Source organism: Anaerobiospirillum sp. NML120511 (genome assembly GCF_023050955.1).
In the GTDB taxonomy this organism is placed as follows: Bacteria; Pseudomonadota; Gammaproteobacteria; order Enterobacterales; family Succinivibrionaceae; genus Anaerobiospirillum.
On the sequence record NZ_JALKIK010000010.1, the window covers coordinates 77,580 to 93,328 of the forward strand.

The following is a 15,749-nucleotide window of genomic DNA, read 5'->3' on the forward strand; positions in this document are numbered from 1 at the left end:
AAAAGCCCTGGCATTACGATGCGCAGGGCTTTTTAAATGACTGTAAGCTTTTATCTGCCCGTGAAGCTCAAAAGCTTGGGGTTTGAGGCAGAGCAATGCACTTATTTAGTGAAATAAATATAAAGTATCACTTGTATGACAGGTTTTTGATCATTTAGTGCTCACTGTCTATTGGAATCCCTGAGCAAAGTTGGCTGACGAATGTGACCTCCCTGGGCAAATGACTGTAACCTCCAGGGGCAAAGGAGTTCAATGTCCATGGATGACTGGGCCTGCTGATCCAGCTCCTGTCGAGGCTATTGCTAAAGCTGCCAGCCTGGGACAGATAGCGCACAGCTTCCGACAGCTGTGCATGCCTGGGGCAAAGGAGTTCAATGCCCCGGGATGGTGGCGTCAGGGGCCGGGAGACCAGATGCTTACTGGTGGTAGGTCTTGAGGAAGTGCTCCAGACGGTTGCAGGCATCATCAATGATGTCTACGTCCGGCAGGAAGACTACACGGAAATGATCGGGGGCTATCCAGTTAAAGCCAGTGCCCTGGACCACGAGCAGCTTTTCCTGACGCAGCAGGTCAAGGCAGAACTTCTGATCGTCCTTGATGTTGTAGCGCTTGATGTCAATCTTAGGGAACATGTACAGGGCGCCATGAGGCTTTTTGACTGAAATGCCCGGAATGGCACTCAGGCGTTCATACATGGCCTCGCGTTGACGGTGCAGTCGGCCGCCTGGCACAATGAGCTCATTAATACTCTGATAGCCGCCCAGAGAGGTCTGAATGGCATGCTGCAGAGGGACATTGGCGCACAGACGCATGGCCATCATCATGCGAATGCCTTCGATATAGCCACGCATCTTGGCCTTGGGACCGGTGAGGATCATCCAGCCCTGACGAAAGCCGCAGGCACGGTAGGTCTTGGACAGTCCATTGTAGGTAACGACAGGCACATCATCACACAGGGTACAGATACTGCGATGAGCATAGTCATCGTAGAGAATCTTGTCGTAGATCTCGTCTGAGAAAATCATGAGCTCATGCTCACGGCACAGCTCAATAAGAGCCTGCAGGAACTCAGTGGAGTAGACAGAGCCGGTAGGGTTGTTAGGGTTGATGATTACAATGCCACGGGTACGTGGGGTAATCTTGCGGCGGATGTCATCAAGGTCAGGGAACCAGTCAGACTCTTCATCGCACACATAGTGCACGGCATGACCGCCGGCCAGGGTAATGGCGGCAGTCCACAGCGGGTAGTCAGGGGCCGGGACAAGAATCTCGTCGCCATTGTTGAGAAGAGCGTTCATTGAGGTGGTAATGAGCTCGGAAACGCCATTGCCAATGTAGACGTCCTCAACGTCGGCGTTCTTCAGGCCCTTTTGCTGATAGTACTGAGCAATGGCCTTTCTTGCCGAGAAAATACCGTTGGACTCACAGTATCCCTGAGAGTTGGACAGGTTGCGGACCACGTCGCGTACCACCTCTTCAGGCGCCTCAAAGCCAAAGGTGGCCAGATTGCCTATATTGAGTTTGAGTATGCGTACGCCTTCCTCTTCCATCTGGCAGGCTTCCTGATGGATACGGCCTCGTATGTCGTAGCATACATGGTCCAGTTTGTGTGATTTTTCAATCGGTTTCATTGAATTTCCCAGCTGCTGCCCTGATGCTGCCGGCACGTGCTCCTTGTGCTGTTGCGGCAGCCTGCAGGCTGGCACAGTGCACAGGCGATGAACTGACAGATACAGGCAGGCTCACTCGGGCCTCCCGTTAAAGGTAAAAACACGAAGTCTCAGATTCTGTCCTGTACAGGTACCGGGCTTTGTGCCTCAGGCTGCCTGAAATGCCGTGAAACATCACTTTCAGAATCACTGACAGCAGCGGCGTCCGTAAGCTGCGGGCGCCATCAGCAAAACAAAATTACTGCGGCTCCAGTCACGGTGATTGTAGCACGCACAGATCATGTCAAATCAGATAAATCCCTTAAGTGTCAGCACATGCCCATTTTGTCCTTAATCGATGCACCTCAGTCTGAGCACATTGCCGCATGAGGTGTAGCAGCTCCGTGTAGACCGCCTTTCATCACAGATGGAAGCTGATTTCCACATTCGGAGGCATGTGATTACAGGTGGAAGCTGATTTCCACATTCGGGTGCATGCGATTACAGGTGTAGGCTGCTTTCCACTGTCAGGAGCTCACTTCAGGTGCGAGTCTTTCATCACAGCAGGGGCATACACGCTTCAGGTGGGGGAGTTTTATCAAGAAATAAACTTAAAAGTTTTAGAAAGTAAAAAAAAGCCTGCAGGCACAGGCCGGCAGGCTTTAGTCGGAGTATTTAGGGACAGGAGCTTATGCTTTTGCTTGAGCTTGTGCTCCTGTCCTTAAATTCTTAAGTCAAGCAATTAGAAGTGCCAGCGCAGACGGACATTACCGTTGACGCCCATTGCACCGCTGGTGTTGGCTGAGGCACCCAGACCCAGATCAAGAGTCATGTCTGGTCTGATGCGCTTGCTCAGATTGCCATTGAGGTTGAAGGTAGTGTCGTCATTCTCAGGAATGTCGTAGGTGATGTAACCGTCGGCATTTCTCAGGTTCACGCCTACAGTCTCATCAGAGGTGTAGACATTGTGACGGGCAGTAGCCTGAATGAGGTAGCCAAAGGACTCGTGGTAACCCTCAAACTCGACACCCACACCGAGATCTACAGTGGTCTGATTGAGGCCGTCACGCTTGAGGTAATCAGACTCGGAGCTGCCTACATGGTTCCAGCCGAAGTCAGCCAGAATCATAGGACGGATGCTGTATTCACCGCTCTTGATGTGGTACTTGAAGTAGTTGGAGCTCATCAGCATGAAGCTGTCTTCGTTGAACTTCTGCTCACCAAGATTAATCTCAGGGATGTAGCTGCGGTCATTATCAAGGAAACCGGCAGTCAGGTAGCTCTGCATCTCAAAGCCTTCCTTCTGCTCATAGGAGAAGTAGCCGGTAAGAGAGTACATAAGACCATCATCCTTGGCGCCGGTATCGGTGTTATCCACCTTGGTAAGGCTCATGGCACCACCCAGAACATAGCGGCTCTGATCCTGACGGAATACGCGGTCATAACCGAGGTTGGTGCTGATGGTCTGGTCCTTACGGGTGCCATCCTTCTGATAGCTGCCGCTTACGTCAACAAAGACGCTGTTGTTGAGAACCTGATCCTGGCTTGCACGGGCCATCTCCTGCAGGGAGCTTGCAGCGCCAATGGCAGCTACTGGAGTGTATGAGGCAGTAGCGGCACGGGCAGAGCGGCGCAGGGAGGCCAGACGTGAGTCAATGGCGGTACGGACTGGAGCTACCAGAGTGCTCTGAGACAGAGTACGGGCGGTAGCGCTCTTCATGTCCTCGGTGCGCTCAACAATGGACTCAAGTGCTGCAGCACCCTGATCGGCATCTTCCATGCTCAGTGCGTCGACAATGGCAACTTCCTGGAAGCTCTTACCACCGGACTCATTGTGAGAGATGATGGACTTGATTTCCTCAGCAGCCTCAGGGTCTTTGGTGGTCTCCATGAAGCGGGCCATTACCGGGCTGTCAGCCATACGGAAGGAGCTCATGGTTGGCGCACCAGGACCTGCCATACGGAAGGCAAAGCCTCTGTAGGTGCGAGCCTGTGGCTGGCTGGCAGCCTGAGCCTTGTTTTCAAAGCTGAAAGTAATCTTGTTATCAGCAATATTGCTCTTTACTGAAACAGCCTTGCCATTGGTATTAAATGCAATAGCCTTGTTATCACGCTGATCGTTAAGAGCGGTTGAGCGGATAAGGGTATGCTCCTTATTAAAGGTACTGTTGTTCAGCGACAGGTATTCATTAGAGAATGAAGCCTTGATTGATGACTGAGGCTGTAAGGTCAGGCCGCCTACATCAAGACCAATCCACTCGCTGGCACCGGCACCTGGACGGTTAGGGTTGAGGTCAGTCATGTTTAACTCATTGGCGATGGAAATATTGGCAGCTGCCTTTTGAGTGCCGGATGAGTTAAGGTTCTTGATGGTAATAAGACTTGAGTTGTCGGTTACCAGATTGTTATTAAGATTCCAGTTGTCGACATAAATGAAGCCATGTCTGGCTGCAGTCAGGGTGCCTTTTGCTACGTCATCAGGAAGGTACAGAAGACCTTCAGCTACATTTACGTTCTGAACAGAAAGCTTTGAGTCGCTGCTAACCTGAATGAGGTCTTTACGGTCGTTACCCTCAACAACAATGTCTCCAAGAATAAGAGAAGAGTTGTTCTTCAGGTTAATGCCCTTGTCTAGCAGAACAGTTGTGCTCTTTAAGTCCTTGCTCTCGAAGGTAGAGTTGTTAAAGTCAAAGCTGGCAGAGAAGTTCTTCATGTAGCTGGTGAACTGGGAGTTCTCAGCCTTTATGTTACCCTCGAAGTGAATGGTCTCATCAGCAACTGAGCTGCCGCCTACCAGACTTTGCTGGAAATCAAAGTTGTTACCGCCTGTAGTAACGTTATTGCCGGAGTGCTCATCTCTGAAAACAGTTAATGGGCCACCGAACTGTACATTTGAGCCTTTGGCGTCAATATCGCCGACTACCCAGCTGTTTCTACCTACACCTACAGAAGCGTTGTCAAGCTTGAGAGTTGCAAACTTGTAGGTACGTGTAGCCCAGTCATTCTGTGCCAGATCACTAACCTGATTGTTATTGCGGTACTGGGTACCAAACTTTTCGTTAGCAGCTTTTTCACTTTCCTGGATATATGGAATCCAGTAAGGGTCACACAGGTTTCCTGGGAATGGACAGGACTTACGTCCCAGCACAGCGTGGTTCTCAGGCATGCCCTGCATGGTCAGCTGAGCGTTCTTAACTGATACATCGCCCTTGATGTCCATACCACCGTCGAGAACGAGGTGACGCTTGTTGAACTTGTCATCATCGCTGGCAGTAGTGTCATACTCAACCTTGACATTGAGATTGTCCTTGAACTGGCCATGGTAAGCGTACTTCCACTCAGGGAGGGCAAAGGAAAGACTGGCTCGATTTGAAGCCCTGTTGCTTACTACAGCACCAAAATCAGAGGCAGCAATACGCTGGAAAGTCTGATCATTACCGTTAATGTCCAGTTCGCCACCACGGCTGGTAAAGTAGACGCCATTGAACCTGTCGTCTTTGTTGAGGCCGTCTTTGTTGCTAAGTTTTACCTTAGAGGCGCCACTTGCCAGATATATCTGGTTAAAGGCTTTAGGTGTGTTGAGTTCTACAGTACCGTTGCCGGTCTTGAGGTTATTGCCCTGAGCTACATTAACACGCAGGGTACCCTCACCAATCTTGTGGAGGACATCATCTGGATGTCCCTTAATATTCCAGTCAACAACAGAGCCCTTGCCAATATCGACACCTGCCCCACGGAACTTGAACTCTTCACCAGTTACCTTGTAGTTGTTGTTTTCATCGAAAATCAGGCCGGCAATACCCATATTAAGATCACTGGTAAGGGTAACTGTACCGCCGTTCTTAAATGAGAGGTCCTTCTTTTCGCCAAACTCCACTGTATTGCCATTAAGGCTGTATGCCTTGTTGGAGGTAAGGCTGAGGTTTCCCTGACTAAGGTCTACAGAGTGGGTGAACTTCTCTTTAATAGCATTGACCTTGTCCTGATTCCACTTGCTGTAGATAAAGTAAGTTCTGCCACTGGAACCGCCACCGATTCCTAAAAGAGTGCCCAGCGCAACCCACTTTTTATCATAGTTATCCCAGACAAGTGCTACCGATCCACTGTCACCAGCAGTGGTCTCGTTATGAAAACTCATAAGGTTAGTGAACATTGTACGGTTGTTGCCTGGTGCCCAGTCATACAGGGTGTAGATTGAGCCGCCTCGGAGTTCTGGCTTGTATGCAACGTCCTTGAATGACTTCTTTCCTTTGCCATCGGTGATCTCAAGGTAGCCTGAACCTGTGCGGTATACCAGAACCTGCTTCTTGCCGTTGTAATTGATGCCGTAGCGATCCAGGAACTGCTGATTGTTCAGACTGGTATCAACACCTGAGCTTACACCCTGGGTTTCAACAACAAACTTGTTGAGACGGGTTACGGCAAAGTCATCATGGGACATGTAGTCCTGAAGATAATACTTGCTCTTTCCCCACTCAGGCTCCAGCGCATTCTTCTGCCAGTGACCGTTTTTTCTGTTGTGAGCAGCTGTAATCATGTACGCACCGCCAATAGAGGTGGCAGATCCATGATTGGTCACAACATCAAAATCAGGAAATGGAACATAAGGTAAAGGTGTCTGGTTACCTTCCTTGTCTGTAAGAGTAAGGCCTAAAGCGCCAGGAGCAAAGATACCTTTGTTCTGACCAAAATCGAGGTAGTCACGGAACCAGTGCTTTGAGGTGTTGACGTGCATGGCCATTGCATCGCCGGCAAGGCACATTAACAGTGGAGGAAGAACTGCGGGAAGCAGGGAAGGCAGGAGGGACTTTCGGCTGGATCTATTGAACTTGTTACTGTTACTTAAACGGGCATCGCCGCTGGTGTTTTTTGTCGATTTCATTGTGTATTTTTTCCTGTGGTGTATTGGTGTGGCCACAGCAATCAAAGGCCCGCAAATCGATATAAGCATGTGAGACTGATTTGCGCCTGGCCTCAGGCCATACTGTATAAATTTAAACTATTGTAGCGTAAATTTTTTATGCTTTGTTTATGCGGGAATAGTAATTAAGTCAAACGGTAAAATAAATCATAGATACTACTAATATCTAGAATGCACGGTTTTATGTGCGTTGTAGCAATGAATGGCACATGTAAATAATGTGTAAATAATTCCCTTGAAAATGCTGTTCTTGCCAGGCACTCATCACTTCTCATGGCGGTGTGCACACACGACTAAATATTGAGCTAGATGATGTCTTCAAAAATATCAAAAAATTTTGAACTTTTTTGGTGCATAACTTTGGCATGGATACATCAGTCAGGTGAAGTTCAGTTGATGTGAGAAGGCCGCTCTTTGATAAACAAGCAGTGCAGCATGAGCAGGTCGTGCCTTGAGAGCGTGATCCTGGGGATGTGAAATAAAGTGGCAGGCGGGCGCCGCAAGTGATGGGGTATATGGTGCGGGCGCCGCAAGTGATGGGGTATATGGTGCGGGCGCCGCAAGTGATGGGGCATGTGAGGCGGGCGCCGCAAGTGATGGAGTGTGTGGGGCGGGCGCCGCAAGTGATGGGGGATGTGGGGCGGGCGCCGCAAGTGAGGGAGTATGTGGGGCGGGCGCCGCAAGTGGTGGGGTGTGTGGGGCGGGCGCCGCAAGTTATGCAGTGATTGGGGGCGTGCGTATTTGACGATGCGATGTTATAAGAGGTGCTTGCGCCGTCCGTGACTGTGGTCTTCGCTCGTGTGGGCGGGGGCGGGCAGTGACTGAGGCGGGTTGCAGCGGCAGCTGCAAAGCGCAAGCCCCGCAGGGGGCGGGGCTTGTGGCGGCTGCGCCCAGGTGGCGCAGGCGGGGTTAGAAGTGCCAGCGGATGCGGCCGTTGCCGTGGACGCCAAGGGCGCCCTCAGAGGTGATGGAGCCACCAATGCCCAGGTCGAGGGTGACATCAGGCAGCAGGCGCTTGCTCAGCGCACCGTTGACGGAGAAGATGGCGTCCTGATCCTCTGGAATGTCATATGACATGTAGCCGTTGGCGTTAATGAGATTAATGCCTACGGTGTTATCTGAGGTCCAGACGTTGGTCTTGGCAGTTGCCTGGAGCATATAGCCTACAGATTCGTAGCTGCCCTCGAGTTCAATACCCACACCAAGATCCAGTACAGCCTGAGAGAGGCTGTCTCTTTTAAGCCAGGTGGACTCGCTCTTGCCTATACGGTGCCATCCTAAATCAGCAAGAAGCATAGGTCGAATGCTGTATTTGCCCTTTTGGAAATGATATTTGAGGTAGTTACTGCTCATAAACAGTACACTGCGTTCATCAAACCTCTGTTCACCAATAGCCACTTGTGGAGTAAAACTGCGATCGTTGAACAGGTAGCCTGCAGTCAGATAAGTCTGATACTCAAAGCCACGGTTCTGCTCGAATGACAGGTATCCGGTGATGCCATACATCATGGCGTCATCAGAGGACAGTTCGTCGGAATTGTCGATTTTGGTGAAGTTAACTGCAGCACCTGTAACCATACGTCCGCCATCGACCTTCCAGACGCGGTCATAACCTATATTGGAGCTGAAAGTCTGTTCCTTGCGATCATCATCCTTGAGCAGACTGCCGCTGACATCAACAAAGATACTCTGATTGAGGATGTTATCAGTGCTGACACGGGACAGTTCAGTGACAGCCTCGCCACGTCCCGAAGCTGCAACTGGTGTATAGGAGGCTGTTGAGGAGCGGGCGCTACGACGCAGGGAGGCAAGTCTGGTATCGATAGCACGACGTACCGGCGCAACTATTTTGCTCTGATTGAGAGTACGGGCTGCTTCAAGCTTTATCTGCTCAGTACGCTGGGCGATTGCGTGCAGAGCCTCAGCACCGGCATGAGAGTCATTCATGGTCAGGGCGTCCTGAATGGCCACCTCCTGGAATAACAGATCGCCGTTCTTGTTATGCTCAATAACGGACTGCAGCTCATTGCGGTCAGCAGTAGCATTGCCCTGTTCAAAGAAGTCCTCAATTACATCTTCCTTATTCTCCTGAATTTCCTGTTGGGTAGGCGCATCATCAGGGCCGCTGTCAGGGTGGTCCGGGGTGCCGGCATCAGGACTGTCAGGAGTGCCGCTGTCAGGGGGAGTGACGCCACCGTCAGGCTGATCCGGAGCTGGATCAGGCTTTGGAGGCGGAGCAGGCATGACCATGTTGGTAAAGGTCAGAATAACTCTGTTGTCTTTAATCTCAGTTTCAATGTCGACGGCGATGCCGTGAGTGTCGTACTCCACGTCCTTGATGGCGCGCTTGTCAATGAGCTTGCCTGCACGAATGAGAGTGCCTGGTCTGTTGAATTTGACATTGTTTACTGACAGGAAGTCATTGGAGAAGTGCGCCTTTACATGTACGTCTTTTTCCAGGGTCAAAGTGCCGGTGACATCAAGACCTACCCACTTGCCGGCGATAGGGACAATGGTATTGGGGTCCAGGTCATTCATGGAGAGCGAGTTATTGACTGTGATATTGCCAATAGCGCGCTGAGCTCCAGAGGTGGTCAGGTTATTAACTATGATGTTGCCGTTGCTGGCAGTGACCAGGTTGGTGTTCTTGAGATTCCAGTTGTTTACAGTGATGGTACTCCAGCGATCGGCATGCAGGGTGCCATGGGCCACATTATCAGGCACATGAAGACGGCCATAGACCACGTGAACGTCCTGAACGCTCAGGCGGGAGTCATTGCTGATGCTGATAAGTCCCGGATTCCGGTTGGCAACTACTTTGATATTGCCCAGCTTAGCATTGGAGTGGTCTTTGAGCTTGATACCCTCTGGCAGAACAACGGTCAGACCTGTCTTGTCATGATTGATAAAAATGGAGTTTTTCAGGTCAAAACTGGCCTGAAAGGAGCTCATATAGCTTTCGACAGTGGAGTCTTCTGCCTTGATATGGCCCTTGAAGTGAACCTCCTCGTCAAAGCGGGAATTGCCCTGAACCAGATGCTGCTTACGGTCAGGATGAGGCTTGTCGTGAAAAACAGGCACATCACCGCCAAATCTGACGTGAGAGTTTTTGATATCGAGTGTGCCCTCAAGCCATGCATTACGTCCCACGCTGAGATTTGAATTGCGCAGGGTCATCTTTTCAAAGCGAAAGCCACGCTCGGTCCATAGAGCATCGTCAAAGTCGCCATTGAAATGATCGGCCCAGCCCTGCATGGTTACCTGAGCATTCTTAACGAAGATCTCGCCCTCGGCAGCATGCATGCCGCCGTCCATGATGAGATGACGGTTGTTGAATTTCTCGAAGTCTGTTGCCTCAGTGTCATACTCAAGTCTGAAGCCGGTTTTGCCTGTGTAGTCATCATGAATCATTAACTTCGAGTCAATATGACTGAAGTTGTACTCAGGCTTACCATTGGGACTGGTAGATAAGGAAGGGCCGGCTGGGGCACTGAAACGGTATGAGGACAGAGCTGTTGCTTCTGATGTTACAGCCATAGCTTCGCCAGCCATGCACATAAACAGAGGCGCAAGGGCGGCTGAAAGGAGTGTCGGCACAGGTGAGCATGATGCTCTGTGTTTATTATCGCGCCGGTCCGACTGGGCAGTTTGCTTTTTAGAATTCGTTTGCATGGCTGTGTCCTTATGGTTGCGGCAATAAGGGCACGACTGACAAAGGCAGATATTATTTGTGCAGTCGGCATATTGCAGATCGCAATGCACGGATTCTGCGGTCAGAAGTTACTTTAATACATTGTATCTAACTAACGGAATATTTCCGGATACATTTGGGAAAAACTAAGTAAGATCAGGGCGATGCGGATGCGCTTTTGCAGTATCTAGTGTGCTTAAAGTTTCAGTTGCAAAGTTACAGCGCAAAGCACTAAGTGCACGGATGCACATGCGATTATTACGGTAAGGAACCCGGTAACATGTGCCATGGCACAGAAGTTCAGTCCACCAGGGGCTTATTGAGCTATGTGCACAATTTTATGTATGAGAAAAAATTGCACTGTTTATGGTTAAGGCTTGATGTGATCCCATATAAATCAGTCTTGCATAGTGATTAAATTTACATATTTGAGTGTATAAAGATTGTTGTAAGTGAATCTGGGATCCTGAAAAACACTGACGCCATCACTTTTGCACATTACAGGCCAGATCATCAATGTAATACATGCAGTAGATAAACCAGTGGCGCTAAGGCACGCGGGAACCGCACCTGGTGCAGCCTTTTGATTATTTTGGTGCAAGGGAAATTACGCAATAAACACGGTTTTTTGACAAAAAACAGCAAATTTTCAGCGATTTTTGTACTTTTGCGCCATTTTTCGACATTTTTCCGGAAAAGACAAAACTTTTGACAGGTCCGCGCAATGCCATTGGCGCATAGTGTGAGCAGCCGGGTGAGGCATGAAAGTACTGTGGTCAGCGGACAGGTCTATGAGCTGTGTGAAGCACATGCGATGGGACATAAATTTATCTGAGAGCATGGAGCATGATGCTCATGACAACAATGACAGGACGTATCAGGAGCTGCCATGCACGTGACGACAGACAGGCACAGTGTTTTGCCTGGTTTGGCCAGGTGGTGATGGCTGGTGCTCTTTGCAGAAGGATTAAGGTGAGTTGCCCGGGACAGGTATTTGCTCAATAGAGACTATTGGGCTGGAGTAACGGGCGGGGCGTCAGCCGGGTGCAGTAGCTTGCAGCCTTTCTCTGAGACATGCAGCCTTGCAGCTGATGAGGTGGGAGATGCAGGGAGGCAGAAATGACAAGCCCCCTGCAGTGAGGGGGCCTGGAGAATACTTCACACCATGGGCATGAACCTTTGATGTGGATAAGGTGAATATATAGAAGTTGAGGTTAACTGGTGTAAGAGCGGCTGGCCAGGCACGGTGGCCTGCGGCACAGGCCTGGCTGGCGCGGGGCTGCGCTGGCGCTGTCGCCGGGGCGCATTACGCCTTGCGTCAGCGGAAGTCGCGGCCCATTACGTCCTCATCGTAAATGTGCTCAATGATGTAGCGCTCGTATGAGTAGTGAGGTGAAGGACTGCGGCGGTATTTAACCAGGTCGCGGGTACGCTCTGAATAGGTGATGGAATTGGTGAACATCACGAAAGGTACACGGTTACCGCTCTTGGTAATTACGAAGCCTGCCAGGTTGGATACATTCTGCAGGGTGCCGGTCTTGGCTATTACATGGCCCTTTAACGGAGCGTTAAAGGTTGAGGCACGCCACTGCAGTGTTCCTGACTTGCCTGAAACAGGCATCAGCTCGATGATACCGAGCTTGTCATTGTGCTTGTTGATGTAATCGAGGATCTCAAGCATGGTGGCCGGGCTCATCAGATTGTGAGGAGACAGACCGGAGCCGTCAACGATGTAGGAGTTGCCCAGATCGATTTTGGCGTACTGATTGAGAATGGAGCGCATGGCGCGATTGGCGCGGTAGTAGGTAGCAGGCAGATTGAAGTATTCGGCAGCTACATTCTTGGCAATGGTATCAGCGTACAGATTGTTGGACTTCTGCAGCATGTACTCAACCAGCTCACGCATCTTTGGCGAGTTGCGCTGAGCAATGGTCACCATGTTGGCAACAGGGGTACGGGTAATCTCAATACCGTCACGCACCTTGATATTCAGGCGGCGCATGATGGTGGCAGTCCAGTCCTTGCCCCAGCGCTCGGCATCGGAAATGGCCAGAGAAAGAGGCCATGGTCTGAGCTTGCGTGGATCGGAGCTGGCCGGAATACAGCCGGTCAGATGGTACTTGTTGTCGATAAAGAGATTGGCCTCAAGAATACAGTCGCCGCCGTAATGCCCCTCTTCTACTGCTACTACATCAGATTGCAGCTCAATAGGGACGCCTGATGGTACCAGTGGTGAGGCATGGGTGCCAGGACCATCGGACTTGAGCTGAGCGAAGGTACAGTTGCGGTTGATGATAATAGGGGCTGATGGGGCGGTAAAACATGAAGGCAGGTCGTCCCAGGACCAGCCATTGGCACGCGATGGACCACCAAAGCGGCTGACATCAAGCAGTACCTTGCCATTGATACGGCGTACGCCATGCTTTTGCAAAATGGAGAGCAGGCTCTGGTAGTGATCAACGCGCATGGTCGGATCGCCGGTAAAGCGTACAACCACGTCGGAATTAAGGGTGCCTGAGCTGTCTACGACCAGCTTGTCATTGTTCATGACATTGCGGTTGACCTCAAGACGGGTAATCAGCTCGTAATCACCGCCCAGAAAAATCATGGCTGCCAGAGCTGTGACCATTTTCTGGGTAGAGGCAGGATGGAAGAAGAGTTCCTGATTTATGCCGTGGATCTTGCCTTGAGGGCTAAAGCGGTAGGCAATTCCAATCTGGGATCCTTCAAGCGGGGTTGATGTGGCCGGGATGGCCTGGGCTGTCTGAGTGCCGACTGAAAGGGTAAGGGCACAGAGGCATGAAATCAAAAACTTGCGCAACATAAGAATCTCTTCAGCATAAAAGCAGGAGGGGCCATAAATGATATGGAAAAACCATGAACTGGCAGGGGCAGGCAGCTGGATAATCTGTCTGACAAAATCTCAATTATAGCGGTAAAAACGGCACTGTTAGCTTTTGCTCACTAAAAACACCGTAATGAAACCGGGTGGGAAAAACTCATTGCTGACCGGTTAAATACACGCTGCCTGAGGGCAGATTCAGGGGGACACACAGCATACCATTTGCACCACATAAGCAGATAAATACTCCGTAACTGATACTCCATCAGTTCTGTTTACGCACTGCCTGAAAAAGGGTCAGAGCACGTAATCCATGCCCATACTTATGCCCTGATCCTGGCGTGAGGTCAATAGCTGACCGGCCAGACTGAACAAATTATCCGTAAACAGCAAGGTTATGACCCGGCAATGCCCTGCAAAGTTCACTGCCAGGGCAGACTTTGTACTTTTATTTTCACCATGGTGCAAAACCCCGGCTCCAACACATTCATACTCCCATCAAACGTCAGTAAATTTTTCATCCACCAGTCAGGGGCTGCTGGCCAGGTCTCCACAGCAGCCTTGCAGCCTTGCAGCCTTGCTGCCTTGCTGCTTTGCAGCCAGGAGCGCGAGGACAGCCGGGACAGCCATGGCTGCATGGGCAGCCGTGGTCACCATGATGGCGCCGGTCATCCTGGTGCGTCCCGGCATGACCTGGCATGGTGGCCATGCATGACCTTGTATGGTGGCCATGCATGACATGGCCCGAACCATGACAGTCAGGCAGGTGCTTAGTCTTACCTGGGGGCATGACTCGCCATGATGTGGCGAGCCATGCCATGGCCAGCAGTGCCTTGCCTGGTCATGTCACAGGCCATCACGTAAGGGCTTCAGGCTGAGCCAGTGGGGTGAGGAGCATTCACAGGGGGCAGATTGCAGATGTCAGATTGCAGATGCCTGATATATGCGCTTTGGTGGCGGTGAGGGAGCAAAAATATTCTTTATCGTCAGTGGTGCTTGTCTTATAATTGATCGTTTCAGGGTTTCGGAGTAGACGTTTGTCGTCGCTCTGACGGGACAGCGGCCGTTGCGGCCGTATCAGTCCTGAAAGGTACCGGTGCTGACAATTGTGCGACCTTTTGATGTCTGCCTTTTCTTTCAGCCTCTGATGCGGTCATCAGACCGTGGAGAGTACCTGGGCCCGCCGTGCTTAAGGGCACCAGAATTTTGTGATCAGCAACAGTATGGCCTGCTTTTGATATTGGAAAGCGACTCAGACCAGCATGATGGCTGGCGGCCCTGCTGAAAAGCTTTGAGGTATTTATGGTTATTGAGCCAAAAGTTCGTGGTTTTATTTGTGTAACTACTCATCCTGAGGGCTGTAAGGCCAACGTCAAGCAGCAGATTGACTACGTCAAGTCCCAGCCTAAGGTAGAGAACGGCCCTAAGAAGGTACTGGTTATCGGTGCTTCCACCGGTTACGGTCTGGCTTCACGTATTAATGCCGCTTTTGGCTCCGGTGCCGCTACCATCGGCGTTTTCTTTGAAAAGCCTGGTACCGAAAAGCGCCCAGGCAGCGCCGGCTGGTACAACTCCGCCGCCTTCACCGAGTTTGCCAAGGCCGAAGGTCTGTATGCCCGTAACATCAATGGCGACGCTTTCTCTGATGAGTGCCGTGCCAAGGCCATCGAGATGATTAAGGCTGACCTTGGTCAGGTTGACCTCGTGGTCTACTCCCTGGCCTCCCCGGTACGCAAGCTGCCATCTACCGGTGAAGTAGTACGCTCCTGCCTCAAGCCAATTGGCAAGCCATACGTTTCTACCGCTATCGACACCAACAAGGACACCATCATCGAGGCCACCGTTGAGCCTGCTACCGAAGAGGAAGTTCAGAACACTGTTACCGTAATGGGCGGTCAGGACTGGGAACTGTGGATGAAGGCTCTGAGCGAGGCCGGTGTTCTGGCCCAGGGCTGCAAGACCGTAGCCTACAGCTATATCGGTACTGAGATCACCTGGCCAATCTACTGGCACGGTGCTCTGGGCAAGGCCAAGGAAGACCTTGACCGTGCAGCCAGCGCTATTCGCAGCTCACTTGAGTCTGTAGGTGGCGATGCCCGCGTAGCAGTTCTCAAGTCTGTAGTTACCCAGGCCTCTGCTGCTATCCCTGTAATGCCTTTATACATTGCCCTTTCTTTCCGCGTAATGCGTGAGCAGGGCATCCACGAGAGTGTTATTGAGCACATCACCCGCATGTTCAACAGCGCTCTGTACGGCATGCAGGCTCCTGAGCTCGACGCTGAGGGCCGTATCCGCATGGACAGCTGGGAGCTGCGTGACAGTGTTCAGCTCAAGTGCAAGGATCTGTGGGCCAAGGTTACTACCGAGAATCTCAAGGAAATCACCGATTACGAAGAGTACAAGCACGAGTTCCTGCAGCTGTTTGGCTTCGAGGTTGACGGCGTAGATTACAAGGCTGACGTAAACCCTGTTGCTGACTTCGACTGCGTCAACCTTTGCTAATTAATCAAGAGTGCCGGGGCTGGCATCGCCGCCCTGGCCACATGGCTGCAGCTGTGTCAGCATGAGCTGACGCAGCTGTACCCCCATTAACGGGGCCTGTTCTCATAACCGAGGACGGGCCCCTGTTCTTTTCCGGGCTCGCCC

5 protein-coding genes are annotated in these 15,749 nt (G+C 51.2%); 1 reads left to right on the forward strand and 4 read right to left on the reverse strand.

Features of this window, described 5'->3' with window-relative positions; genetic code table 11:
* Positions 1 to 416 precede the first annotated feature (416 nt).
* The 4 genes from MXE39_RS04600 to dacB form a co-directional block, all read right to left on the reverse strand.
* Positions 417 to 1,631: a pyridoxal phosphate-dependent aminotransferase gene (locus tag MXE39_RS04600; protein ID WP_246977556.1), complete on the reverse strand. Its 1,215-nt coding sequence runs from the start codon at positions 1,629 to 1,631 to the stop codon at positions 417 to 419.
* A gap of 760 nt (positions 1,632 to 2,391) precedes the next feature.
* Complete coding sequence (locus tag MXE39_RS04605) at positions 2,392 to 6,531, reverse strand: S6 family peptidase (RefSeq protein ID WP_246977555.1); 4,140 nt, start codon at positions 6,529 to 6,531, stop codon at positions 2,392 to 2,394.
* A 948-nt stretch (positions 6,532 to 7,479) separates the two neighbouring features.
* Positions 7,480 to 10,122 carry an autotransporter domain-containing protein gene (locus tag MXE39_RS04610; RefSeq protein ID WP_247073815.1) on the reverse strand — a complete coding sequence of 881 codons (2,643 nt, stop codon included), beginning with the start codon at positions 10,120 to 10,122 and terminating at the stop codon, positions 7,480 to 7,482.
* A gap of 1,457 nt (positions 10,123 to 11,579) precedes the next feature.
* A complete protein-coding gene (gene dacB, locus MXE39_RS04615) occupies positions 11,580 to 13,085 on the reverse strand; it encodes a D-alanyl-D-alanine carboxypeptidase/D-alanyl-D-alanine-endopeptidase (protein ID WP_246977553.1) in 1,506 nt (501 codons plus the stop codon).
* Between the two features lie 1,320 nt (positions 13,086 to 14,405).
* Between dacB and fabV the strand changes: the two genes are divergently transcribed.
* Positions 14,406 to 15,605, forward strand: a complete 1,200-nt coding sequence (gene fabV, locus MXE39_RS04620; RefSeq protein WP_246977552.1) for an enoyl-ACP reductase FabV — start codon at positions 14,406 to 14,408, stop codon at positions 15,603 to 15,605.
* The last annotated feature ends 144 nt before the right edge of the window (positions 15,606 to 15,749 follow it).

What these genes read in the sequence shown, in the direction of transcription:
- MXE39_RS04600 (WP_246977556.1), bottom strand. Translation starts at nt 1,631, where the DNA reads ATGAAACCGATTGAAAAATCACACAAACTGGACCATGTATGCTACGAC.
- MXE39_RS04605 (WP_246977555.1), bottom strand. Translation starts at nt 6,531, where the DNA reads ATGAAATCGACAAAAAACACCAGCGGCGATGCCCGTTTAAGTAACAGT.
- MXE39_RS04610 (WP_247073815.1), bottom strand. Translation starts at nt 10,122, where the DNA reads ATGGCTGGCGAAGCTATGGCTGTAACATCAGAAGCAACAGCTCTGTCC.
- dacB (WP_246977553.1), bottom strand. Translation starts at nt 13,085, where the DNA reads ATGTTGCGCAAGTTTTTGATTTCATGCCTCTGTGCCCTTACCCTTTCA.
- fabV (WP_246977552.1), top strand. Translation starts at nt 14,406, where the DNA reads ATGGTTATTGAGCCAAAAGTTCGTGGTTTTATTTGTGTAACTACTCAT.